The 24,154-nt window shown below is 56.9% G+C and carries 23 protein-coding genes; 6 read left to right on the forward strand and 17 right to left on the reverse strand.

Annotated features, from left to right (window positions below; genetic code table 11):
• Positions 1-54: 54 nt before the first annotated feature.
• The 3 genes from K5Y32_RS20830 to K5Y32_RS20840 all read right to left on the reverse strand — a co-directional run bounded on the left by K5Y32_RS20830 (position 55) and on the right by K5Y32_RS20840 (position 2,431).
• Positions 55-951, reverse strand: coding sequence for a transporter substrate-binding domain-containing protein (locus K5Y32_RS20830; protein WP_222185656.1), 897 nt, complete (start codon positions 949-951; stop codon positions 55-57).
• A 116-nt stretch (positions 952-1,067) separates the two neighbouring features.
• Complete coding sequence (locus K5Y32_RS20835) at positions 1,068-2,039, reverse strand: D-2-hydroxyacid dehydrogenase (protein ID WP_222185657.1); 972 nt, start codon at positions 2,037-2,039, stop codon at positions 1,068-1,070.
• Complete coding sequence (locus tag K5Y32_RS20840) at positions 2,039-2,431, reverse strand: RidA family protein (RefSeq protein ID WP_222185658.1); 393 nt, start codon at positions 2,429-2,431, stop codon at positions 2,039-2,041. The genes K5Y32_RS20835 and K5Y32_RS20840 overlap by 1 nt, the downstream gene beginning before the upstream one ends.
• A gap of 347 nt (positions 2,432-2,778) precedes the next feature.
• On the opposite strand from K5Y32_RS20840, the gene glyQ reads away from it, so the two are divergent.
• Together glyQ and glyS are read left to right on the forward strand one after the other, a co-directional pair.
• Positions 2,779-3,690 carry a glycine--tRNA ligase subunit alpha gene (gene glyQ, locus K5Y32_RS20845; RefSeq protein ID WP_008105242.1) on the forward strand — a complete coding sequence of 304 codons (912 nt, stop codon included), beginning with the start codon at positions 2,779-2,781 and terminating at the stop codon, positions 3,688-3,690.
• A 9-nt stretch (positions 3,691-3,699) separates the two neighbouring features.
• A complete protein-coding gene (gene glyS, locus K5Y32_RS20850) occupies positions 3,700-5,769 on the forward strand; it encodes a glycine--tRNA ligase subunit beta (RefSeq protein WP_192414342.1) in 2,070 nt (689 codons plus the stop codon).
• A 68-nt stretch (positions 5,770-5,837) separates the two neighbouring features.
• On the opposite strand, the gene K5Y32_RS20855 is transcribed toward glyS, so the two are convergent.
• The 9 genes from K5Y32_RS20855 to fdnG form a co-directional block, all read right to left on the reverse strand.
• Positions 5,838-6,083, reverse strand: coding sequence for a type II toxin-antitoxin system RelE/ParE family toxin (locus K5Y32_RS20855; protein WP_233501802.1), 246 nt, complete (start codon positions 6,081-6,083; stop codon positions 5,838-5,840).
• A 10-nt stretch (positions 6,084-6,093) separates the two neighbouring features.
• Positions 6,094-6,378, reverse strand: coding sequence for a type II toxin-antitoxin system ParD family antitoxin (locus tag K5Y32_RS20860; RefSeq protein ID WP_061719305.1), 285 nt, complete (start codon positions 6,376-6,378; stop codon positions 6,094-6,096).
• A gap of 111 nt (positions 6,379-6,489) precedes the next feature.
• A complete protein-coding gene (selB, locus tag K5Y32_RS20865; protein ID WP_222185659.1) occupies positions 6,490-8,343 on the reverse strand; it encodes a selenocysteine-specific translation elongation factor in 1,854 nt (617 codons plus the stop codon).
• The gene (selA, locus tag K5Y32_RS20870; RefSeq protein WP_222185660.1) at positions 8,340-9,719 is read right to left on the reverse strand and encodes an L-seryl-tRNA(Sec) selenium transferase; all 1,380 of its coding nucleotides are present in this window, start codon (positions 9,717-9,719) and stop codon (positions 8,340-8,342) included. The genes selB and selA overlap by 4 nt, the downstream gene beginning before the upstream one ends.
• 8 nt (positions 9,720-9,727) lie before the next feature.
• Positions 9,728-10,339, reverse strand: a complete 612-nt coding sequence (locus K5Y32_RS20875; protein ID WP_222185661.1) for a glutathione S-transferase — start codon at positions 10,337-10,339, stop codon at positions 9,728-9,730.
• Between the two features lie 104 nt (positions 10,340-10,443).
• Positions 10,444-11,370, reverse strand: a complete 927-nt coding sequence (fdhE, locus tag K5Y32_RS20880; RefSeq protein ID WP_137384864.1) for a formate dehydrogenase accessory protein FdhE — start codon at positions 11,368-11,370, stop codon at positions 10,444-10,446.
• Entirely contained in the window at positions 11,370-12,011 is a 642-nt protein-coding gene (gene fdoI / locus K5Y32_RS20885; RefSeq protein WP_101763837.1) for a formate dehydrogenase cytochrome b556 subunit, read from the reverse strand. Before fdoI ends, fdhE begins: the two co-directional genes overlap by 1 nt.
• Complete coding sequence (fdxH, locus tag K5Y32_RS20890; protein ID WP_101763836.1) at positions 12,011-12,910, reverse strand: formate dehydrogenase subunit beta; 900 nt, start codon at positions 12,908-12,910, stop codon at positions 12,011-12,013. The genes fdoI and fdxH overlap by 1 nt, the downstream gene beginning before the upstream one ends.
• Positions 12,911-12,921: 11 nt before the next feature.
• Positions 12,922-15,969, reverse strand: coding sequence for a formate dehydrogenase-N subunit alpha (gene fdnG, locus K5Y32_RS20895; protein ID WP_222185662.1), 3,048 nt, complete (start codon positions 15,967-15,969; stop codon positions 12,922-12,924).
• 172 nt (positions 15,970-16,141) lie between these two features.
• On the opposite strand from fdnG, the gene fdhD reads away from it, so the two are divergent.
• Positions 16,142-16,933, forward strand: a complete 792-nt coding sequence (fdhD, locus tag K5Y32_RS20900) for a formate dehydrogenase accessory sulfurtransferase FdhD (RefSeq protein WP_222185663.1) — start codon at positions 16,142-16,144, stop codon at positions 16,931-16,933.
• On the opposite strand, the gene K5Y32_RS20905 is transcribed toward fdhD, so the two are convergent.
• A complete protein-coding gene (locus tag K5Y32_RS20905; protein WP_222185664.1) occupies positions 16,930-17,706 on the reverse strand; it encodes a DeoR/GlpR family DNA-binding transcription regulator in 777 nt (258 codons plus the stop codon). The genes fdhD and K5Y32_RS20905 overlap by 4 nt on opposite strands.
• A 174-nt stretch (positions 17,707-17,880) precedes the next feature.
• Here K5Y32_RS20905 and K5Y32_RS20910 point away from each other — a divergent pair, with 174 nt between their 5' ends.
• Entirely contained in the window at positions 17,881-19,221 is a 1,341-nt protein-coding gene (locus K5Y32_RS20910) for an aspartate aminotransferase family protein (RefSeq protein ID WP_222185665.1), read from the forward strand.
• Positions 19,222-19,286: 65 nt separating this feature from the next.
• On the opposite strand, the gene alsE is transcribed toward K5Y32_RS20910, so the two are convergent.
• From alsE to K5Y32_RS20930, 4 genes are read right to left on the reverse strand one after another with little or no spacing between them, the layout of a single operon-like run.
• Positions 19,287-19,964, reverse strand: a complete 678-nt coding sequence (gene alsE, locus K5Y32_RS20915; protein ID WP_222185666.1) for a D-allulose 6-phosphate 3-epimerase — start codon at positions 19,962-19,964, stop codon at positions 19,287-19,289.
• Between the two features lie 50 nt (positions 19,965-20,014).
• A complete protein-coding gene (locus K5Y32_RS20920; RefSeq protein WP_222185667.1) occupies positions 20,015-21,274 on the reverse strand; it encodes a PTS ascorbate transporter subunit IIC in 1,260 nt (419 codons plus the stop codon).
• A gap of 43 nt (positions 21,275-21,317) precedes the next feature.
• The gene (locus K5Y32_RS20925; RefSeq protein ID WP_101763934.1) at positions 21,318-21,584 is read right to left on the reverse strand and encodes a PTS sugar transporter subunit IIB; all 267 of its coding nucleotides are present in this window, start codon (positions 21,582-21,584) and stop codon (positions 21,318-21,320) included.
• 15 nt (positions 21,585-21,599) lie between these two features.
• Positions 21,600-22,043: a PTS sugar transporter subunit IIA gene (locus K5Y32_RS20930; protein ID WP_222185668.1), complete on the reverse strand. Its 444-nt coding sequence runs from the start codon at positions 22,041-22,043 to the stop codon at positions 21,600-21,602.
• A gap of 295 nt (positions 22,044-22,338) precedes the next feature.
• On the opposite strand from K5Y32_RS20930, the gene K5Y32_RS20935 reads away from it, so the two are divergent.
• Both K5Y32_RS20935 and sodA read left to right on the forward strand, forming a co-directional pair.
• Positions 22,339-23,364: a LacI family DNA-binding transcriptional regulator gene (locus K5Y32_RS20935; RefSeq protein ID WP_222185669.1), complete on the forward strand. Its 1,026-nt coding sequence runs from the start codon at positions 22,339-22,341 to the stop codon at positions 23,362-23,364.
• A gap of 160 nt (positions 23,365-23,524) precedes the next feature.
• Positions 23,525-24,142, forward strand: a complete 618-nt coding sequence (gene sodA, locus K5Y32_RS20940; RefSeq protein WP_101763826.1) for a superoxide dismutase [Mn] — start codon at positions 23,525-23,527, stop codon at positions 24,140-24,142.
• Positions 24,143-24,154 lie beyond the last annotated feature (12 nt).

Genomic DNA, 24,154 nt, shown 5'->3' on the forward strand with positions numbered 1-24,154 from the left:
GCGTTATCCTCCTCAACGCCTCGGATTAGTCACCGAGGCGGCTGAGTTTATGCATTAACCACGCGCAACCACCGGACGTTCGGCAGCGCTGCCCTGGCCCCAGTAATCCAGCAGTTTTTTCTGTGCGCCGCTCTCCTGAATCACCTTCATCGCGTCCAGCACCGCCGCGCGCAGCGTGGCGTTGTCTTTGGCGATCGGGAAGCCAACCATGATCGGCAGATCCACGGTGAAGCCGCTTTGCAGCGATTTGTCCGCTTTGGCGATGGCAACGGCGGAACCGGCTTCGGTCAGATAGACGTCCGCGCGACCGCTTTTCACCGCCTGAATGCTGTTGTCGGTGTTCTGCACCATCAACATGCTGACTTCGGGCTTACCGGCGGCGCTGCATTTGGCGCTTTGTTCCGGCACCAGTTTGTTGGCTTCGTACGAACCCGCAGCGGCGGCGACGGTTTGGCCGCACAGATCATCGACGCTGTTGATTTTCTTCGGGTTGCCCTGTGCCAGCACCGAACCATCCTGCACCTGCATCGAGGCGACGAAGGCGATCTGCTTCATGCGTTCTTCGGTGACGTACAGCATCGGACCGATATCCGCGCGTCCGCTGGCGATCGAGGTGAGCAGCACGTTGAACGAGCCACTTTGGTAACTGTGTTTCGCGCCGAGGCAGCTGCTGATGCGCTCGAACAGGGAAGGATCGAGTCCTTCAATGATGCTGGGATCTTTTTCCGATGGCGCTTCAAAGCCTTTGGTGTAGCCGCCGAGGCCGACGACCAGATCTTTGCCTTTCAGCGAGGGATATTTGGTTTGCAGTGCTTTGCACTGCGCCATCGCCGCGAAGTCGCTGGCGGCAGGCGTGATGGGATCGGTGCTGGCTGCGTGGGCGCTGGAGATGCCCGCCAGTAAGCTGCCGCTGAGACCAGAGATTAACAAAGCAGTGCGTGCAAATTTCATAATAAGGTTCCCCTGATGCTGGTGAATGAGAAAGCGATGACCTTGTGATTTATGAACGTCTTTGGTGCTTTTTTAGGTGGTCGCCATGAATGGCGACCCTACGGAAATATCGGGGGTTAATAACCTCGTGCCGGATCAACCTGATTACGCAGCGGTTGTCCGTGGCGGAAGCGCGCCAGGTTATCGATAAACACGTCAAGGCAACCGGCGAGGTAGGCGCTGTGATCGTCGAGGCTGCAGTGCGGCGTCATCACTACGCCGGGCGTGTGCCACAGCGGGTCGTCGACCGGTAGCGGCTCTTGCGGATAGACATCCAGCACCGCGCCGGCCAGTTCGCCTGCGTTGAGTTTTTCGCGCATCGCGCTGTAATCAAATACATCAGCGCGGCCAACAATCACGATGCCAGCGCGTACGGGCAGCAGATTGAGACGGCGGCGATCGAACAGATTGCGGGTTTGTGGTGTCAGCGGCAGCGTCGACACCACCACATCCACCTGCGGCAACACCTCGTCTAGCGCATCAATGCGGATGCAGCGAGCCACGTTGGCATCGCACTGGCCGCTGCGCGTCACGCCAATCACGCGATAGCCTTGTGCCGTCAGCAGAGTTGCCGCCGCGGCGCCAATGCCGCCCACGCCCAGCAGCAGCACGGTTTTGCCGCGTGCGCAGCCGCCAAAGGTCGGACGCCACACACGCTGCGCCTGATCCTGCAGAAAACCGGGAATGCCGAAGTTGAACATCAGCGCCGCCATCAAAATGAACTCGGCACCTTTATCGCCGTGTACGCCAGAAGCATTGGTGAGCGTCACGCCTTGCGGCCAGTGCGCCAGCCACTGCTCAACGCCAGCGGACATCACCTGCACCCAACCCAGACGCGGCGTGCTGAACTGATCGAGCGCCAGCTTACGGCCGCTCCACAGAATGTCGCAGCGGGCGAGAAAGTCGGCGGTGTGTGCCGGATCGCGGTTTTCGCTCAGCGTGAAGTGGCTGCGCAACGGCGGATGCGCGTCGAGCTGCAGTTGCAGCTGCTCGACAGAGAGATGGAGTGCGCGCGGTGCGCTGGCGTCGTTCTCGATATGAATATGCATCAGCGCATCGCCGTCACTTCCATCTCGACCAGCAGGTCAGGATGGTTGAGTTGAATGCCCACGGTGGCGCGCGCCGGGAAGGGGAACCGGAAGAATTCACTGTAAGCGGCATTCATCGCGCTGAACGTACTGAGATCGGTCAGGTAAACAGTGACGCGGACCACGTTGTCGAAGGTCATATTCGCTTCGCTCAGCAGATCGCCGACGTTTTTCAACACCTGACGCGTCTGGCTGGCGATGTCGTTGCCCATAATCTCGCCGCTGTAGGGCTCAATCGCCACCTGGCCGGAAATGAACAACATCGGTTCGTGCAGCACGGCGGCGGAGAGCGGCGCAGGCCCCATTGGGCGGTCGCTGGCGTTCATGCCGGGATAACTCAACGCAATCTTCATGGTGAAATCTCAAGCAAAACTGTTTCACCGCAATTTCGTATACGATTATACGAGTGTCAACGCGCGATTTTTAACCATTGGGTCAAAAAGGTGATATTCATCACGTAATAGGATTTGCTGATATATCGATCAAGATTTTGATATGTAAGATTTTAATGAAAATTTTATGTTGAGTGCTCGCGATGAGTGTGAATCGTATACGATTTTCTTATTGTTCTGTTTTTGCCCGCTAAACCTTGCCGTAATCGCCTGCGCATTGGCCTGGATTTCCGGCTGCACAATCCGCGGTCAAAGGGTATACTGGCGCACTCTTTTTTTAACCGATCCGTATCGCGTGCGAATTCAACATGCAAAAGTTTGATACCAAGACCTTTCAGGGCCTGATCCTGACCTTGCAGGATTACTGGGCGCGTCAAGGCTGCACCATTGTCCAACCGTTGGACATGGAAGTGGGCGCCGGCACCTCACACCCGATGACCTGTCTGCGTGCCTTAGGCCCAGAGCCGATGGCGACCGCTTACGTGCAGCCATCTCGTCGTCCGACCGACGGACGTTACGGTGAAAACCCGAACCGTTTACAGCACTATTACCAGTTCCAGGTGGTGATTAAGCCCAACCCGGACAACCTTCAGGAGCTGTACCTTGGGTCGCTGAAAGAGCTGGGTATGGATCCCACCATCCACGACATTCGCTTTGTCGAAGACAACTGGGAAAACCCAACGCTGGGCGCGTGGGGACTCGGTTGGGAAGTGTGGCTGAACGGCATGGAAGTGACGCAGTTCACTTACTTCCAGCAGGTTGGCGGCCTCGAGTGTAAGCCAGTAACCGGCGAGATCACGTACGGCTTGGAGCGTCTGGCGATGTACATTCAGGGTGTAGACAGCGTTTACGATCTGGTGTGGAGCGACGGTCCGTTCGGTAAAACCACCTACGGCGAAGTGTTCCATCAGAACGAAGTGGAGCAGTCGACCTATAACTTTGAATACGCTGACGTTGACTTCCTTTTCACCTGCTTCGAGCAGTATGAGAAAGAAGCGCAGCAGCTGCTGGCGCTGGAAAAACCGCTGCCGCTGCCGGCTTACGAGCGCATTCTGAAAGCGGCGCACAGCTTTAACCTGCTGGATGCCCGCAAAGCGATTTCGGTTACCGAACGCCAGCGTTATATCCTGCGTATCCGCACCCTGACGAAAGCCGTGGCGGAAGCCTATTATGCGTCCCGTGAGGCGCTTGGCTTCCCGATGTGCAATAAAAACAAGTAAGAGGCAGCCATGACCGATAAAACTTTCCTGGTGGAAATTGGCACCGAAGAGTTGCCTCCGAAAGCGCTGCGCAGTCTGGCGGAAGCCTTTGCTGCGCATTTCACCGCTGAACTTGATAGCGCCGGTCTTGCGCACGGCGAAGTGAGCTGGTTTGCTGCTCCGCGCCGTCTGGCGCTGAAAGTGGCCCAGCTGGCTGCCGCGCAGCCGGATCGCGAAGTTGAAAAACGTGGCCCGGCTATCGCCGCCGCGTTTGATGCCGATGGCAACGCCACCAAAGCGGCCGAAGGTTGGGCGCGTGGTAACGGCATCACCGTGGCGCAGGCTGAACGTCTGAGCACGGATAAAGGTGAATGGCTGGTGCATCGCGCTGCCATCACCGGCGAAAGCGCGCAGGCGCTGCTGCCCGCTATGGTGGCTACCGCGCTGAGCAAGCTGCCAATTCCTAAGCTGATGCGCTGGGGCGCGAGCGACGTGCAGTTTGTGCGTCCGGTGCACACCGTTACGCTGCTGCTCGGCGATGAGCTGATTCCCGCGAAGATTCTCGGTATTAAATCCGATCGCGTGATTCGCGGTCATCGCTTTATGGGCGAGCCAGAATTCACCATCGACAACGCCGATCAATATCCGCAGCTGCTGCTGGAGCGCGGTAAAGTGGTGGCGGATTACGCGGCGCGTAAAGCCAAAATCAAAGCGGATGCGGAAGCGGCAGCGCAGAAAATTGGCGGCATCGCCGATCTGAGCGAAAGCCTGCTGGAAGAAGTGACCTCGCTGGTGGAGTGGCCGGTGGTGCTGACGGCGAAATTCGAAGAGAAGTTCCTCGCGGTGCCAGCTGAAGCGCTGGTTTACACCATGAAAGGTGACCAGAAGTACTTCCCGGTGTACGACGCGGCGGGCAAGCTGCTGCCGAATTTCATCTTCGTCACCAACATCGAATCCAAAGATCCACAGCAGATCATCGCCGGTAACGAGAAGGTGGTGCGCCCGCGTCTGGCGGATGCCGAGTTCTTCTTCAACACCGACCGCAAAAAGCGTCTGGAAGATAATCTGCCGCGTCTCGAAACCGTACTGTTCCAGAAAGAGCTGGGTACGCTGCGTGATAAAACAGATCGCATTCAGGCGCTGGCTGGCTGGATTGCCGCGCAGATTGGCGCTGATGTGAACCACGCTACCCGCGCGGGCTTGCTGTCGAAATGTGACCTGATGACCAACATGGTCTTCGAGTTCACCGACACGCAGGGCGTGATGGGCATGCACTACGCGCGCCACGATGGCGAAGCGGAAGATGTGGCGGTTGCGCTGAATGAGCAGTATCAGCCGCGCTTTGCCGGTGACGATCTGCCGTCAAATCCTGTGGCCTGCGCCGTGGCGATTGCCGACAAAATGGACACCCTCGCGGGTATCTTCGGTATCGGTCAGCATCCGAAAGGCGACAAAGATCCGTTCGCACTGCGCCGTGCTGCGCTGGGCGTGCTGCGTATCATCGTGGAGAAAAATCTGCCGCTCGATCTGCAAACGCTGACCGAAGAAGCGGTGCGTTTGTACGGCAGCAAGCTGAGCAACGCCAAAGTGGTCGATGAAGTGATCGACTTTATGCTGGGCCGTTTCCGTACCTGGTATCAGGAAGAGGGCCACAGCGTTGACACCATTCAGGCGGTGCTGGCGCGTCGTCCAACCCGTCCGGCTGATTTCGATGCGCGCATGAAGGCGGTTTCGCACTTCCGTACGCTGGAAGCGGCCGCCACGCTGGCTGCTGCCAACAAACGTGTGTCGAACATCCTGGCGAAATCGACCGAAACCCTGAACGACAGCGTGCAGGCTTCCCTGCTGAAAGAGAACGAAGAGATCCAACTGGCGACCTTCGTGACCGCGCTGGGCGACAAGCTGCAGCCGTACTTTGCAGAAGGTCGCTATCAGGATGCGCTGGTTGAACTGGCGCAGCTGCGTGAAGCGGTAGATAACTTCTTCGATAAAGTGATGGTGAACGCTGACGATCAGGCGGTGCGAATTAACCGTCTGACGCTGCTGGCACAGCTGCGCCAGCTGTTCCTGCAGGTGGCGGATATTTCGCTGCTGCAGTAATTGGCGTGGTCGCCATGAATGGCGATGCTACGAAACAAAGGGGACGAGAGATCGTCCCTTTTTTGTTTTCAAAACTCGGCGCTAACGTCCTGCGAGTGGTGCAAGATACGCCCGATGAAAATTTCATCCACTTCAGCGCGGTAGATCACAATATGCTGTTCGAAAGGCAGCGAATAGATCTGCTGACCTAAATCCGGTCGTTTACGACCTAAATCAAACATGGCGAGTTTGTCGAAGAGCTGAGCGAATCTGGCGCTATAGTCATCAGCTAACTGCTCTCCATAATTCCAGTAGCCATAAATCCAGATCTTCATTAGATCTGCATCAGCTTCCGGTTTTATCGTGATGGTCCTTTTCATAAATGCCTACCCTGGCTTTTGCTCGTCTTAGAAAATCTTCATGATCCCACTCTTTTCCCGGGCCGCTTTCAAAGCCCTCTCTGACCAACTCTCTGAGCTTTTCCAGCTTTGATTCCGCCTGCTTCTCACGCAGCAAGCGTAGCGAGTCGCGCACCACTTCGCTTTGCGTACGGTAGTCGCCGGATTCAACCAGAGATTCAACAAACTCGCGCAGTTCATCGCCTAAATCGATTGTCATGGTACGTGCCATCATCGTCATCCAGTGTAAGAGTATTTCTTACATTCTGGCACTTTTTTGCGCAACAGGGAATGCGCGTTGCAGCGCAGTTACAGGCTGAACTGCGAGGCAACGCGAGGAAATTTAGGCAGATGAGGCGGGAAACAGGCGGTCGTCGCGCAGCAGATGATCGTTACCACGGCGGCGGGTGAAGCCGCTGCGGTCGAAGAATTCCAGAATCTGTATTGCCACTTTGCGCCCGGTGCCGAGCTGGTTGCGGAAGTCGGCGGCGCTGGTGCTGCCCTCTTGCGCGGCACGTTGGCGAATCAGATCGGCGAAGATCTGGATCTGGTCGCTGCGGTAGTAGCGATCGCGTACGATCGCGGTGATATGTCCGAGCCGCGCAGCAGTGAGCAGCAGTGAGCGAATCGCCTGTTCATCCTGCTGCAGCGCCAGCGCGATATCGCGCACCCACAGCGGCTGATCGCCAAACAGCGGGCCGACCTGCTGCCAAAGGGCTTCTTCCTGCGGATTAAAGCGCGGTTCGAAATCGGGCAGATGCAGCCAGCCCTGTCGCTGTTGCAGCTGACCTTGCGCCAGCAGCTGATCAATCAGCGCTAATACCCATTCCGCAGGCTGATGCGGCATTGCCACACGACGCAAACGATCGTGGCCGATGCCCGGCACCTCGGGATGCTGCTGATGAAAATGCGCCAGCGATTCCAGCAGCTTTTGCCGCCATTGTGCTGCCTGCGCGGCACTCATCAGCGCGTTATCAAGCTGCACCGGCGCTGCATGTTCGATGAGTGCATCAAGTGCGGACTCGGTAAGTTGGCGCGCCCACGCCAGCTCACGCAATTCTGTCGGTTGATAGGCCAGATGCGCCTGCAGGCTGGCGTCATCATCGGGTGCGGCGGCCAGCTGCTGCAGCCAGGCTAGATACTCCGCCTGACGTTTGCCGCGCTTTTTACTGTTGAGCAGCAGCACGCGCGCGCCGCCTAGCGTTTGCTGTGCGTTGCTGTCGCGGATAATCAGCCGATCGTTCTCGGCCAGCCACAGCGGTTGGTTCAGCACCAATTCCGCGACATCATCCGCCAGCAGCGTAATGCGTCCAGTGACGTGACTGGCGGCGTGGTGGAGATGAATCGGCTGCGACGCGCTCTTAAGCGGCTGCAGCAAGCGCAGCGCCACGGTTAAGCGCGTGGTGCCTTCCGCTCTGGCCTGTGACAGCAGCCAGTCGCCGCGCGCGATCTGCGCTTTTTCCACATCGCCGACGATATTCAATGCGATACGTTCACCGGCCTGCGCGCGCGTCACCGATTGGTTCTGCGCATGCAGCGCGCGCACGCGCAGCGGCAGATTCAGGCTGCTAAGCCAAAGAGTATCGCCGACGTTTACTTCGCCCGACAGCGCGGTGCCGGTGACCACCAATCCGCTGCCTTTCAGCGTGAAGGCGCGATCGATAGCGAGACGGAAACGGTAACGAGAGTCGAAGGCCGGTTCCGCCAGCATGCTGAGATGCTGGCGCAGCGCGTCGATGCCTTGCTGGGTGTGGCTGCTGGTGACAAATTGCGGCACCGCCGGCCAGCCGAGTTGCTGCGTGAGCTGCGCCACCTGCCGCTGGACTTCCGCGATGCGCGTTTCATCCACGCGATCGGCTTTGGTCAGCGCCACGCTGAGCGGCGGCTGTCCGGCCAGGCTCAGCAATTGCAAATGTTCGCGGGTTTGCGGCATCACGCCATCGTCGCAGGCCACCACCAGCAGCGCATGATGAATGCCGCCAATGCCCGCCAGCATATTGGCGAGAAATTTCTCGTGGCCCGGCACATCAATAAAGCCGAGCACGCGACCATCCGGCTGCGGCCAGTACGCGTAGCCGAGATCGATGGTCATGCCGCGCCGTTTCTCTTCCGGCAGGCGATCGGCATCCACGCCGGTCAATGCCTGTAGCAGCGCGGTTTTGCCGTGATCGACGTGTCCAGCGGTGGCAATAATCATGACGCTAAGGCCTGAATCAGCGCGCTTTCATCATCAAGGCAGCGCAGATCCAGCCACAGTTTGCCTTCCTGGATGCGGCCAATCACCGGGCGCGCTAAGCTGTGCCAACGCTGTGACAAATTGACGAGCTGGCTACCGCGCCCATCGCGTGGCGTGAAGGTGAGGGCGAAACTGGGAAGGCGTTCAACCGGTAGCGATCCGCTGCCGATTTGGGATGAACAGGGCGCAATCGCCAGCGAAAAGTCATCTCGATAAATCTGTTGTAACGCGGGCAGCAATCGTTCAGCTTGTTGCTGAATATCCTGCGCTGGACGGGTGAGCAGCCGCAGCGTCGGCAGGGCTTCACGCAGCGTTTCCGGCTGACGATAGAGCTGTAGCGTGGCTTCCAGCGCCGCGAGCGTCATTTTGTCGACGCGCAGCGCGCGTTTCAGCGGATGCGACTGGAGCTGATCAATCAGCGTCTGCTTGCCGACGATAATCCCCGCCTGCGGACCGCCGAGCAGTTTGTCGCCGGAGAAACTTACCAGACTGACGCCTGCGGCGATCAGCTGCTGCGGCATCGGTTCAGCCGGCAGACCAAATTCGGTCATATCGATCAGCGATCCGCTGCCAAGGTCGGTGATCACCGGCAATTGATAAGCGTCACCCAGCTCAACCAGTTCCGCTTCCGTTACCGCATGGGTAAAGCCCTGAATCTGATAATTGCTGGTGTGCACCTTCATCAGCAGGCCGCTGTTTTCCGCGATGGCGGCGCGATAATCTTTCAGGTGCGTGCGGTTGGTGGTACCTACTTCCACCAGTTTGCAGCCCGCCTGGCGCATCACGTCAGGAATGCGGAAGGCGCCGCCAATTTCCACCAGCTCGCCGCGCGAGACAATCACTTCGCGCCCCGGCGCTAACGCGGCCAGCATCAATAACACGGCGGCGGCATTGTTGTTAACGATACAGGCCGCTTCCGCGCCGGTTAACTCGCACAGCAGCGCGCTAACCGCACGATCGCGGTGGCCGCGCGCCGCATCATCCAGCGCGTATTCCAGCGTGACCGGCTGACGCAGGCAATTCACCACCGCGTCGATAGCGCGATCGCTCAGCTGTGCGCGGCCAAGATTGGTGTGCAGCACGGTGCCGGTGAGATTGAACACCGGACGCAGCGCACTTTGCTGCTGTTGCTGGCTGCGGCGCAGCGCTTCATCCGGCCAGTTCAGGTGCCACTCTGGCAAGGTTTGGTGCTGCTGAATATGGTCGCGCGCTTCCTGCTGCATGCTGCGCAGCTGGCGCGTGGCGAAGGCGGTTCCGTGATCGGCAAGCAGCGGCTGCAGCGCGGGATCGCGCAGCAGGCTGTCGATAGCAGGTAATTGACTGTACAGGGTTTTCATCGGGTGACTTACAGAGAGGGCGGAACGGTGCGGGCAAAGCTTTCGCGCGCAAACAGGTTTTCGGCCAGCTTCACCAGCGCCGGGCGATTTACGCACCAGTTTGGCAGCACGCGGCGGAAGTTGAGGTAACCAATCATGCAGCCGGTGGCGATATCGGCCAGATTGAGCGTGCCGCTATTGAGCCATTCGCCTTGGGCGGCGGCGGTTTCTAGCGCATCGAGGCCGCGTTGGATTTTGTCACGGTTGCGCAGCAGCACCTCTTCAGATTGCTGATCGCCGGGACGCATCTGCTCGCGCACGATCATCACCGCCGCATCGTTAATGCCGTCGGCCAGTTTTTCCAGCTGACGGATGTGCAACGCGTGCAGCGCATCATCGGGCAGCAGCGCAGGCGCATCGCCGCGCAGTTCAATGACTTGCGCGATGATCGAAGAGTCGAACCAGGTGAGCTGATTGTCATCAATCAGCGCCGGCACTTTGCCCAGCGGATTGTAGTGCGGTACATCGCTGTCATCGATCCACGGAGAGTGATTAACGAATTCGAAAACCAGGCCTTTTTCCAGCAATATCACTGATATTTTGCGTACAAAAGGGCTGGTGTAGCTGCCAATCAGTTTCATCGTGCGCCTCCGTGTTGAGCTGCGTGGATTTGTGCGTTCATCGAGAAGGTCGCCATAAATGGCGACCCTACGAGGTTGTTGCGAACTTTCGTCGGGGCGAATCCTTAATCGCCGGGGAACATAAACGGATTCAGACTGCTGCGGGCGAATCCTTCTTGCTCCATGCGGGCATCCAGCACCAGCGAGGCCAAATCATCGGCCACCGGCTCCACGGCGGGATCCTTCTCCTGATACAACATCTTCAGGTAGGTGCCGCAATCGCCGCAGCTCTCTGCTTTCACCGCCGCTTTTTCGCTGTCCAGCGACCAGTAATGCAGATCGCCGGTTTGTTCACAGTTGGAGCACTTGCTGCGCACTACATACCATTCGCTTTCACACAGATTGCAGTGCAGATAGCGCAGCCCTTGCTGACCCACGCTCATGTGCACCACGCTGGTGACCGGCACGCTGGCGCATACCGGACAGAACTGGCGATGCTCACCGTATTCCGCACGCGCTTTGCCGGGAATTAATGCTGCCATCTGCGCCCAGTAAATCGACAACGCCGCCCAGATGAACGGCGATTTGTCGCTGCTCACCTGCGCGAAATCGCCTTCCAGCAGCGCATGCGCCAGATTTTCCAGTTCGCTAGTGGAGGATTTTTCCAGATTCTCCAGCACCGCCAGCGCCTGGCCGCTCATCTCTGGCTTCAGCTCGGCGATCAGCGAATGCAGCAAACGCTGCCAGTGCGCATCGCGCGGATAGGTGTGGATATCGAGCGGCGGTTTGCCCTGCTCGGCGCTCTGCGTCAGCCGCTGCTGCAGATCGAGCTGCAGCGGATGGTCATACAGCACGATCTCCTGCGCCTCGGCGATCACCGCAGCAAAGCGCAGGTAATCACCCAGCGGATTCTTCGCGGCCAGGTCGCGCAAACGTGCCGCACGGCGGCTATACAGATTTTTCAGCCGGGGGAAAAGTAACGGCGGAACTTGCTCCGCCGTGTGCTTTTCGCTTTTCTCCAGCTGGTCCTGCGGGATGATGCGAATACTCATCAGGGACGTTTTTCCTGTTGTGTTTGGCGTTGGCGCTGCTCGCGATACCAGCGTGGGTGATGTTTCTTCGCCCACGCGGCCGGAACCCAGCCCTCAACCATGGCGGTAATGGTGCCTTTTACCCACAAGGCGGCGTAAATGTGCACCATAATCACCACGATCAGCGCCACAGCTGAGACCGAATGCACCACTAGCGCGATGCGAATCAGCGGAATAGTAAAGGCACCGGCAAAGTACGGGCGCCAGATAACAATTCCGCTCACCAGCAGCAAGACTAAGCTGATGATAGCAGCCCAGAACACACACTTCTGCCCGAAGTTGTATTTGCCGGTATCGCCGACCTCTTCGTTTTGCACGATTTTGTGGATGTTTTTCGCCCAAACCAGGTCTTCGCGATTGATCAGATTATGTTTCCAATAGCGTAAGAACATGATGATAAAGGCGGCAAACATCACCGTGCCAACAAACGGATGCAGGATACGCGCCAACTGCGGCGTGCCGAGCACGTGCATCAGCCAGTTAAACGACGGGAAAAAGAAACCCAGTCCGCTCAGCGCGGCGAGCACAAAACAGAACGCCACAATCCAGTGATTGATGCGTTCCGGTGCGCTGTAGCGCACCAGACGATCGCGTTTTTTCATTATTCGCGCTCCTCTTTTTCGTGCAGATTCTCGTCCTCATCCTCTTCCACGCGGTTCGGCCCTACGCCAACGTAGTGGAACACCGACGCGGCGAAGGTGGCGGCAAAACCGATCGCCGCCAGCGGTTTCCAGATACCTTTCCAGAAGGTTACCGCCGGGCTGATGCTCGGATTATCCGGCAAACCGTGATAGAGCTGCGGTTTATTGGCGTGGTGCAGCACGTACATCACGTGCGTACCGCCGACGCCTTCCGGATCGTACAAGCCGGCGTTGGCATAGCCGCGCGTGTTGAGCTCGGCCACACGTTCACCCGCCAGCGCCTGCATATCGCTTTTGCTGCCAAAGTGAATCGCGCCGGTCGGGCAGGTTTTCACGCACGCCGGTTCCTGACCGACATTGACACGATCGACGCACAGCGTGCATTTGTACACGCGGTTGTCCTCTTTATTCAGACGCGGCACATCGAACGGACAGCCCGCAATGCAGTAGCCGCAGCCAATGCACTGTTCTGACTGAAAATCGACGATGCCGTTGGCGTACTGAATAATCGCGCCTTCAGATGGGCAGGCTTTCAGGCAGCCGGGATCGGCGCAGTGCATGCAGCCATCCTTGCGGATCAGCCACTCTAACTTGCCGTTCTCCTCCACTTCTGAGAAGCGCATCACCGTCCACGATTTGGCGGTCAAATCGGCAGGATTGTCGTACACCCCAACGTTATGTCCCACTTCATCGCGGATATCGTTCCACTCCGAACACGCCACCTGACACGCTTTGCAGCCGATGCAGGTGGTCACGTCGATCAGTTTCGCCACTTCCTGCTGATGGTTACGTGCCTGCGGGGCAGGCGTGAGTCCATTGGTGGCGGAGCGGCGGATAATGTCTTGAGATTGATAAGCCATATTCGTTCTCCTTACACCTTCTCGACGTTGACCAGGAACGCCTTAAATTCTGGCGTCTGCGTGTTGGCATCACCGACAAACGGCGTCAGGGTATTAGCGATAAAGCCTTTTTTCGCCACGCCCTGATAACCCCAGTGAATCGGAATGCCGATGGTATCGACGATTTTGCCGTCGACGTTGAGTGGACGGATGCGCTTAGTGACCACCGCTTTGGCTTTGATGTAGCCGCGATTGGAGCTCACTTTCACCGTGTCGCCCTGCACGATGCCGAGCTTGTTGGCCAGCTTCTCGCCGATTTCAATAAACTGTTCCGGCTGTGCGATGGCATTGAGCCGCGCGTGTTTGGTCCAGTAATGGAAATGCTCGGTGAGGCGATAAGTGGTGCCGACATACGGGAACTGCTCCGCCTGGCCCATCGATGCCATATCGTCCTTGAACACGCGCGCCGCCGGGTTGGATACCACGTTCGGATGCAGCGGGTTGGTGCCGATTGGCGTTTCAAACGGCTCGTAGTGTTCCGGGAACGGACCTTCGGCCATTTTATCGAGCGCAAACAGGCGGCCCATGCCTTCCGGCTGCATGATGAACGGCCCGACATCGCTGCCGGGTGCGGCTGCGCTGTAGTCCGGCACATCCATGCCGCCCCATTTGCTGCCATCCCACTTCAGGATCTGACGTTTCGGATCCCACGGATTGCCTTGCGGGTCAGCCGAGGCGCGGTTGTAGAGAATGCGGCGGTTGAGCGGCCACGCCCAGCTCCAGTTCAGCGTATTGCCTAAACCGGTGGGATCGGTGTTGTCGCGGCGTGCCATCTGGTTGCCGTCCGGCGTCCAGCTGCCGGCGAAAATCCAGCAGCCGCTGCTGGTGCTGCCGTCATCTTTCAGATGGGCAAAGGTGCTGAGCTGTTGGCCTTTTTTCACCAGCAGCGTGCCTTTGTCATCGTATACATCCGCCAGCGCTTTGCCGTTGTTCTCCATCGCCACTTCTTCCGGCGCAGGATTTTCTGGCGTCAGGTAGTTCCAGCTCATGTTCAGCACCTGCTCAGGCAGCGCACCGCCTTCACTGGCGTACATTTTGCGCAGGCGTGAATAAATGCCGGAAAGAATCTCGCCGTCATTCAGCGCTTCGCCCGGTGCATCCTGACCTTTCCAGTGCCACTGCAGCCAGCGGCCAGAGTTAACGATTGAACCGTTCTCTTCGGCGAAACAGGTGGAGGGCAAACGGAACACTTCGGTCTGAATTTTTGACGGATCGACATCGTTAAACTCGTCGTGATTCTCCCAGAAGGTGGCGGTTTCGGTGTTGAGCGGATCGATGGTGACGAGGAACTTCAGCTTCGACAGCGATGCGATCACTTTGCGCTTGTTCGGGAACGACGCCACCGGGTTGAAGCCCTGGCACAGATAGCCATTGACCTTGCCTTGTGACATCATCTCGAAGTACTGCAGCACGTCGTAGCCTTTATCCCACTTCGGCAACCAGTCGAAGCCCCAGCTGTTTTCCGCCTGGGCTTTGTCGCCGAAGAAGGCTTTCATCTGGCTGACAAAGAATTTTGGGTAGTTGCTCCAGTAATTTACCTGGCCCGGCAGCAGCGCTTTCGGCGTGTTGGCAGCAAGATAACTCTGCAGATCGGTGTGTTTTTCCGACGGCAAAGTCATGTAACCCGGCAAACTTTGCGACAGCAAACCGAGATCGGTCAGACCCTGAATATTCGAGTGACCGCGCAGCGCATTGATGCCGCCGCCAATCATGCCCATGTTGCCGAGCAGCAGCTGAATCATCGCCATGGTGCGGATGTTCTGCGCACCGACCGAGTGCTGCGTCCAGCCGAGCGCATACAGGAACGAGGTGGTGCGATCGCGCGCGCTGGTTTCGCCAATCAGTTCACACACGTGCAGGAAGTCCGCTTTTGGCGTGCCGCAGATGCGTTCAACAATTTCTGGCGTGTAACGGCTAACGTGCTGCTTCAGCAGGTTCCATACGCAGCGCGGATGCGTGAGCGTGGTGTCGCGTTTGGCGAAGCCGTCGGCGTCCAGCTCGTAGTTCCAGCTGGTTTTGTCGTATTTGCGATTCTCTTCGTCGTAGCCGCTGAACAGGCCATCTTCAAAATGATAATCCTCGCGCACGATCAGGCTGGCATTGGTGTACGCCTGCACATATTCATGCTGGATTTTGTCGTTTTGTAGCAGCCACAGCAGGACGCCCGACAGGAAAGTGATGTCGGTGCCCGAACGAATCGGCGTATAGAAATCGGCTACCGATGCCGTGCGCGTGAAGCGCGGATCGATAACAATCAGTTTGGCTTTGTTGTGAATCTTGGCTTCCATCGCCCAGCGGAATCCCACAGGATGCGCTTCAGCGGCGTTCCCGCCCATCACAACGATCAGATTGGCATTACGGATGTCGACCCAGTGATTGGTCATCGCACCGCGACCAAATGTTGGAGCAAGACTTGCTACCGTTGGTCCGTGTCAAACGCGTGCCTGGTTGTCGACCGCTAACATGCCGAGCGATCGGGTAAATTTCTGGGTTAAGTAGCCGGTTTCATTGCTGGAAGCGGAAGCACACAGCATGCCGGTGGAGAGCCAACGGTTTACCGTCACGCCCGCAGCGTTTTGCGCCACGAAGTTAGCGTCGCGGTCCGCTTTCATCAGCCTGGCGATGCGATCAAAGGCATCGTCCCAGCTAATGCGCTGCCATTTATCGGAGCCTGGCGCGCGGTATTCCGGGTATTGCAGGCGACTTTCACTGTGAATAAAGTCGAGCAGGCCTGCGCCTTTCGGGCACAATGCGCCGCGACTCACCGGATGATCCGGATCCCCTTCGATGTGGAAAATGGTCTCTTTGGCGTTTTTCGCGCCGTCACCGAGGCTGTACATTAACAAGCCACAGCCAACTGAGCAGTAAGTGCAGGTGTTACGGGTTTCGCGTGCGCGCAGCAGTTTATACTGTCGCGTTTCCGCCAGCGCTACCTCTGGCGCAAAGCCAAGCAGTGCTGCCGTTGTCCCTGCCATACCGCCAGCACAGACCTTGAAGAATTTTCTTCGGCTGACGTTCATGGATTATCCTTTCAACATGAATGATTTTTTACTTTTGCAGTGCAGTGAATCGGGCGTCACAATAACCCGACGAATATTGCGGCAATAGCGACCTAATATTACCACTACTTTAGTAAGGTTGTTATGTGAGGCGAAAAAAGTGACAGAGAATGAGCAGGAAAGTCACATTAATGTGAATAAGATCTCAGGTGCGGTGCAGGCGCAGGTGCATCAGCGGCGTGATATCAGCCTTGCGGAAACAGACTGGCTGGCGCAGGAAGTGCCGGTGGCGCTGGTCTATAACGGCATTTCGCACGTTGTGATGATGGCGACACCCAATGATTTGGAAGCTTTTGCGATAGGTTTCTCGCTCTCGGAAGGCATTATTGCGCGCCCGGATGAAATCTACGGTATCGATGTGGTTCCGGGCTGTAATGGCATTGAAGTACAGATTGAACTCTCCAGCCGCCGCTTTATGGCGCTGAAAGAGCAGCGCCGCGCCATGGCTGGCCGTACCGGCTGCGGCGTGTGTGGCGTGGAGCAACTCGATCAAATCGGTAAGCCATTACAGCCGCTGCAGTTCAGCCAAACCTTTGATTTAGTCAATCTGGATAAAGGCCTGGCGCAGCTGCGCGATTACCAGCCGATCGGCAATCTCACCGGCTGCACGCACGCGGCGGCGTGGATGTCACCGCAAGGCGAATTGCAGGGCGGGTATGAAGATGTCGGTCGCCATGTGGCGCTGGATAAACTGCTGGGGAATCGCAGCCAGCAGCCGTGGCAGCAGGGCGCGGTGCTGGTTTCCAGTCGCGCCAGCTATGAGATGGTGCAGAAATCCGCCATGTGCGGCGTGGAGATTCTGTTCGCGGTGTCGGCTGCGACACAGCTCGCCGTTGAGGTGGCCGAACGCTGCAATCTCACGCTAGTCGGCTTTAGTAAACCGGGCCGCGCCACGGTTTACAGCCATCCGCAGCGGCTGCGTTAAACCACCTGTACCTGCGGCAGCGCCTGTTGCAGCGCCGTCAGCGCGCCGGGTTTTACCGCGCCGCTGTCGCAGATCAGCAGATCGATTTCCGCAATCGCTGCATAAACGGTGCGGCTCATCACGCCGAGTTTGCTGTGATCCGCCAGTAAAATGGTGCGGTTCGCCTGCTGCACCATGGCGCGGGCAATCGCCGCTTCGTGGGGATGAAAACTGCTGGCACCGTTTTTAGCGTCAATACCGACCGGCGAAAGCAACGCCACATCGGCGCGATAACGATAAATTTCGCCGATGGTCATCTCACCGCGCGTTTGCTGCGCGCCCGCCATCATCATGCCGCCAAGCAAAATCACCTGATTATTCAACGTCTCATGCTCTTCCCCTGCGCTCAGCGCCAGCGCGGCCTGCAAACTGTTAGTGATGATGGTTAAACCCGACATGCTGCGCAGCTGTTCGGCCAGCATGGTGGTGGTGGTGCCGGCATCAAGAAACAGCGTTTGGCCGGGCTGGAGATGCTGCGCGGCGGCAACCGCAATCGCGCGTTTCTCTTTCGCCTGCGCGTTGCGGCGCACCTGTAATGGCGGCTCCGGCTGGCTATCAACGGCAACCAAACCGCCATGGACCCGCCGCGCGAATCCCTGCGCTTCCAGCTCAATAATGTCGCGCCGCGCGGTTTCACGCGAAATGCCAAGCTCGTTGATGATGCGCTCGGTGCTGAGCTGATGTTGCGTGGTCAGCAGCGCGCGAATGCGGTGTAAGCGGGTTTCCTGCAGCATGACTTTTCCCTGTGGCGTGTTCAACCTGGGCCTAAGCTTACCTGAGTGTCATGACGCCGTCATGTGTATTTGGTTGTATTTGTGTATTTGGTTGCATTTGTCGCCAAAGCAGGCATGATATTGGCAAACGGCGATTTCGCATGCACCCCTTTCACCTTCGCAACGGGAGTTACCATGGCTACACGTTCTACCATCATGGATACCAACAGTTTTCGTGCTGAGCACGCCGATGGGCTGGATGCGGCAACCCGCAAGCTTACCGACAAGCGCAGCAAAGTGTTGGGCGAGTCGTATCGCCTGTTTTACCGCAAGCCGGTGCACTTAGTGCGCGGTGAAGGGCAGTATGTGTGGGATGCCGCCGGTGATAAATATCTTGATGTGTACAACAACGTGGCGAGCATTGGTCACTGCCATCCGGCGGTGATTGAGGCGGTGAATCAGCAGATGAAGATGCTGAACACTCACACGCGCTATCTGCACGAACGCATTCTCGATTACACCGAAGAGCTGCTGGCGACCACGCCGGATGCCATCGATCGCGCCATGTATATGTGTACCGGTTCGGAAGCCAACGATTTGGCGATACGCGTGGCGCGGGCTTTCAGCGGCGGCACCGGCATTATCGTGTCGCAGGAGGCGTATCACGGCACCAGCGATCTCACGTCAGGTGTGTCGCCCGCCCTCGGCAGCGGACAGCCGTTGGCGGCAACCACGCGTCTGGTTTCACCGCCGGATGCCTATCGCGTGAATGCGCCCGATCTCGGCGAGTGGTTTGCCAATGAAATCCAGAAGCAGATTGACGATATGAAAGCGCACGGCATTAAGTTTGCCGGCTTCCTCGCTGACTCGATCTTCTCATCCGATGGCGTATTGCCGAACCCGCGCGGCTTTCTGCAAAAAGCGGTCGATGTGGTGCATGCCAACGGCGGGATTTTCATTGCCGATGAAGTGCAGCCGGGCTTTGGTCGTACCGGCGATGCGTTCTGGGGCTTTGCGCGTCACGGCGTGGTGCCTGATGTGATCACCACCGGCAAGCCAATGGGCAACGGCATTCCGGTTTCAGGTTTGCTGGCGAAAAGCGATGTGCTAGCGGCATTTAGTGACGAGATTCCTTACTTCAACACCTTTGGCGGTAATCCGGTGGCGATGGCCGCCGCGCAAGCGGTGCTGACGGTAATTAAAGAAGAGGGCTTGCAGGAGCACAGCCGCGTGGTGGGCGCCAGGCTGTTGAGTGAACTGCAGAAACTGATGGATCGCCACGAGTCGATCGGCGACGTGCGCGGTGCGGGCCTGTTTATTGGTTTCGAACTGGTGCAGGATCGCGCCAGTAAAACGCCGGATAAAGCGCTGGCGCTGGATTTGATCGAGAAACTGCGCGAACACCGCGTACTGACGTCAGTGGCGGGACCTTACGGCAACGTGCTGAAACTGCGTCCGCCGTTGGCGTTCCAGGAAGCGGATATCGACTGGCTGGTGGGCGCGCTGGATAAGTCGTTGAGTGAGTTGGGGCGGTAAAACGGTCGCTGTGGATAGGGTGCGGTAATGAATAAGGTCGCCATGAATGGCGACCCTACGGGGTATTACGCGGCGGTTTCCTCGGCGAAAATGCGCTCCATCTTCTGCCACGCCTGCGCGACATCGTCATCCAGATTAAACAAACCTGACGTGCCCACAATAAACACATCCACGCCTGAAGCAGCAATCTGCCGGAAGGTGCGTGCGTTGCATGAACCATCAATTTCGGTCAGATAGTGATAACCATGCTCTTCGCGCATGGCGATCAGCTGGCGAATCTTATTCAGCGTTTGCGGGATAAATGTCTGCCCGGCGAAACCCGGATCCACTGACATCACCGTGACTTTATCCAGCAGGTGCGCATATTCACGAATAGTTTCTGCCGGTGTGGCCGGATTTAACACCACGCCGCAGCGACGGCCTGCGTCTTTAATTTGCATCAGCAGGCGGAAGATTTTGTTATTAGCGGTTTCCGGGTGGAAGCTAATAATATCGGCGCCGGCCTCAATGCACATCGGGATAATATCTTCGGGATGATTTACCATTAAATGCACATCAATTGGTACATCAGTAATTTTACGCAGGTTCTCAATAAAGAACGGCGACAGCGTAATATTCTTCACATAGCTGCCATCCATAATATCGACATGATAAAAGGCAGCGGTGCTATTCATCGCTTCAACCTGCTCGCGAAAACGCGTGAGATCCATGCACATTAAGGAGGGGGAGAATTTGGCTTGCATAACTTATTTCCTCATTACAACAACAGCGCCCGCAGGCGCTGTTGATGACATCAATGGAAGAACGAAATAATGTGGCCGAGCACAATACCAACAATGCCGAAGTCGGCATCACCGAAGGTGGTGGAAGCGAAGCCGAGGTCGCCCATCAGCGGCAGCAGAATCGCTGGCAGGAAGGAGATCAGCAAGCCTTGCACAAAGGCGCCGATCACTGCGCCGCGACGTCCGCCAGTGATATTGCCGTAGACGCCGGCGGTCGCACCGCAGAAGAAATGCGGTACCAGACCCGGAACAATAACGCTTAGACCAAACAGCGGACACAGGAACATGCTGATCAAGCCGGCGGAGAAGCTCGACAGGAAGCCGATGATTACCGCGTTCGGCGCGAACGGGAACACGGTTGGGCAATCCAGCGCCGGTTTGGCGTTGGGTACCAGCTTATCGGCGATACCTTTAAAGGCCGGCACGATTTCGGCAATCACCATGCGCACACCGGCGAGGATGATATAGACGCCCGCAGCAAAGGTGATCGACTGAATGATGGCGAACACAATGTAGTTTTGGCCGCCACTGATGCTTTCAGTGAACTCTTTACCGGCAACCAGAACCAGCGCGACAAACAGAATCATCATGGTCAGCGAAATCGCTACCGATGAGTCGCGCAGGAAGTTGAGGGTTTTTGGCACCTTCAGCTCTTCAATCGACGGGCTGCCTTTACCGACCATTTTGCCCACTAACGCGGAGAGCAGATAACCGGTTGAGCCAAAGTGGCCGAGCGCCAGATCGTCCGAGTTGGTAATTTTGCGGGTGAACGGCTGCAGAATCGCCGGGCAAACCACCATCATGGTGCCGAGAATCAGCGAACCAATCAGCACCAGCCAGAAGCCGTGAATGCCGCCTACCGACAGAATTACCGCCAGCATCGCCGACATATACAGCGTGTGGTGACCGGTCAGGAAGATGTATTTCAACGGGGTAATGCGCGCCAGCAAGATGTTCACCAGCATACCAAACACCATAATCATGGCGGTTTCGGTGCCGTAACTTTTCTGCGCCAGCGCGGCCATTGCATCCGTATTTGGCACTACGCCCTGAATATTAAAAGAGTGCTCAAACAGCTGACTGAAGATGGTCAGCGTGGCCGCAATTAAATTGGCCCCGGCGATGAGAATAACAAAACCCATGATGGTTTTAAGCGTGCCGGAAATAACATCAGAAACCGGTTTCTTTTGCAGTAATAAACCAAATAGGGAAAAAAGGCCGACAAGTATAGCGGGTGTTCCAAGAACATCCTTAATTATAAACTGCAGCATAACTTACTCCATAGTGAGTAAAGTTTTTCGGGATAAACTGTTATTAGATATTTTCAGCCAGAATTTCTTTAATCTTTGCATTATCCAGCAGGTTTGTCAGACCAACGACTTTCGCGCTGTGCCCGGCTAATTGGTCGGCAATATCTTTTGCGGCAATGATTAAATCAGCCTGTTCAGATTTCGCAGAGGTTAAATCGGTGTGGCCCACTTCTGCCTCTTTGCCTAATTCCGCCACAATCTTCTTCACGTTCATTTCAACAATAAAGCTGCTACCTAAACCATTTCCACACACAATCAGGACTTTTTTCATCATAGGGTTCTCTGGTTATTTATTTTCAATGACAGCTTCAATCGCTGACAGGGTAGAAGCCGACAGCAACTGCTGCAGGCGGGATTCATCGCTGAACACGTCCGCTAAGGCGGTGATCATCTGAATGTGATCGTCACCAGATACCGCGCACAGCATGATGACCACATAAACCGGATCGTTTTCATCGGCCTGAAAATTCACGCCATTTTTCACATGCAGCAACGACAGGCCGTTTTTGCGCGCGCCTTGTTCCGGGCGGGCGTGCGGCATCGCCAGGCCCGGCGCCAGCACGTAGTAAGGGCCGAGTTCGGCATGCGAAGTGAAGATAGCATCGAGATAAGCCGGGCTGATCGCCCCAGCGGCCAGCAGCGGTTCGGCAGATAATCGCACTGCTTCCTGCCAGTCGCTAACCTGCTCGACTACCCGAATATGTTCCGGCGTTAGCCATTGAGTGAGCATCAGTCATTCCTGTTTATTCGTCGATGGAGTGCAATGTAGGTTATTTTCTCAGCGGTTTTCTGTGATGATTGTCGCAAAAGTTAGCGCTAACACCGTTATTGTTAAAAAACGTGTTATCGCTAACATTTCCTTGCTGTGCGTTTGTCTTGGTTGCAAGCACCTGACATGCTCAATCATTCTGAAAAGATCGCGGGGTGAGGCATGCCCGAAACTGTGGTTTTTCACATGGCGCGTTAACAGATTTGGTTTTAAGCTGCGTCCTGGCAAAAAAGTAGCGAGTAATGCAGGAGATCGCATGACAGAAAAAAAACGGCGCGGTACCGGTAAAAGCACTTTAGCCGATGTTGCCCGTTTGGTGGGCGTAAGCACCATGACAGCGTCGCGCGCGCTACGCATGCCGGAGAAAGTGTCGCCTGAAATTCGCGCCAAAATCGATGCGGCGGTGATGGAGCTCTCCTATGTGCCGAATGTGCAGGCGAGCAATCTGGCATCGGCCACATCACGCCTGATCACCATGGTGGTGCCATCGTTTGCCACGCCGGGCAGTGCGATTGTGTCCGAAGCGCTACAGGAAGTGCTGCGGCCGCAGGGCTATAACATGATGCTGGCTGAAGCCAACCATTCGGCGGCAGAAGAGAGCGAGCTGATCGAAATGTTGCTCTCCTATAATCCGGCGGCGATGGTGCATTTCAATTTCGATAACGCCGCCGAAGCGCATCGTCTGCTGAGCAATTCCGGGCTGCCGGTCATGGATATTGGCGGCGTGCATCAGGATTCGGCGGGGATCAGCATTGGTGTCGATTACGCCAAAGCGATTCGCCAACTGGTGCAAAGTCTGGTCGAGCGCGGCTATCGCAATCTCGGTTTGCTGTGCACGCAGAGTAATAACACCATCTTCCGCCAGCTGCTGAATGGCTGGCACAGCGGCATGCTGGCGATGAATCAGGCGCCGCATCGCGTGGTGACCTCGCCGAAAATGCCGACCTTTGCCGCCGGGCACAGCTTGCTGGCGGAAATTCGCCTGACCTGGCCGGAGCTGGATGTGCTGATTTGCACCAGCGACGAAGTGGCCTGCGGCGCTATCATGGCGTGCCATGCGGCGGGGATTGCGATTCCCAGCCAGTTGGCGATTGCCAGCATCGGCGGCGGTCCGCTGGCGGCCGTATGTTCGCCGCCGCTCACCAGCATTGTGCTGCCTTATGAAGAGATGGGGCGCATGGCGGGTAAACGTCTGCTGGCGGCGCTCAAAGGTGATGAGCCGCCAGCCATCAATGAACTGCCGGTGCAGCTAAAACTGCGCGCCAGCAGCCACAAGGTGTAGCCGTGCGTGCGCACCTTTTCCCAGATTCATCAAATCCTTATCAATTCTAAGGCATTGATAACCCTTTTACGGATCATGTTTTTAACTATAATGATTCGACTGCTTACGCGGCACGCCCAGTGAGGTGGTGCTGCAAAACACTAAAATGGAGAGGAAGAACATGAGTTATTCACTGCCATCCCTGCCGTATGCGTACGACGCACTGGAACCGCACTTCGACAAGCAGACGATGGAAATCCATCACACTAAACACCACCAGACCTACGTTAACAACGCTAACGCTGCGCTGGAAGGTACCGAATTCGCTGACCTGCCGGTAGAAGAGCTGATCACCAAACTGGATCAGCTGCCAGCAGACAAAAAAGGTCCACTGCGTAACAACGCAGGCGGCCACGCTAACCACAGCTTCTTCTGGAAAGGTCTGAAGCTGGGCACCTCGCTGCAGGGCGACCTGAAAGCCGCCATCGAAAAAGATTTCGGTAGCGTTGAAGCTTTCCAGGCTGAGTTTGAGAAAGCTGCGACTACTCGCTTCGGTTCAGGCTGGGCGTGGCTGGTGAAAAAAGGCGACAAACTGGCTGTGGTTTCAACCGCAAACCAGGATAGCCCGCTGATGGGTGAAGCCGTTGCTGGCGTTTCAGGCACGCCGATCATCGGTCTGGACGTGTGGGAACACGCTTACTACCTGAAGTATCAGAACAAACGTCCTGATTACATCAAAGCATTCTGGAACGTAGTGAACTGGGACGAAGCTGCAGCACGTTTCGCTGCTGCGAAGTAAGTTCAGGCGATA

It is taken from the genome of Pantoea sp. DY-15, assembly GCF_019795935.1.
Lineage (GTDB): Bacteria > Pseudomonadota > Gammaproteobacteria > Enterobacterales > Enterobacteriaceae > Pantoea > Pantoea leporis.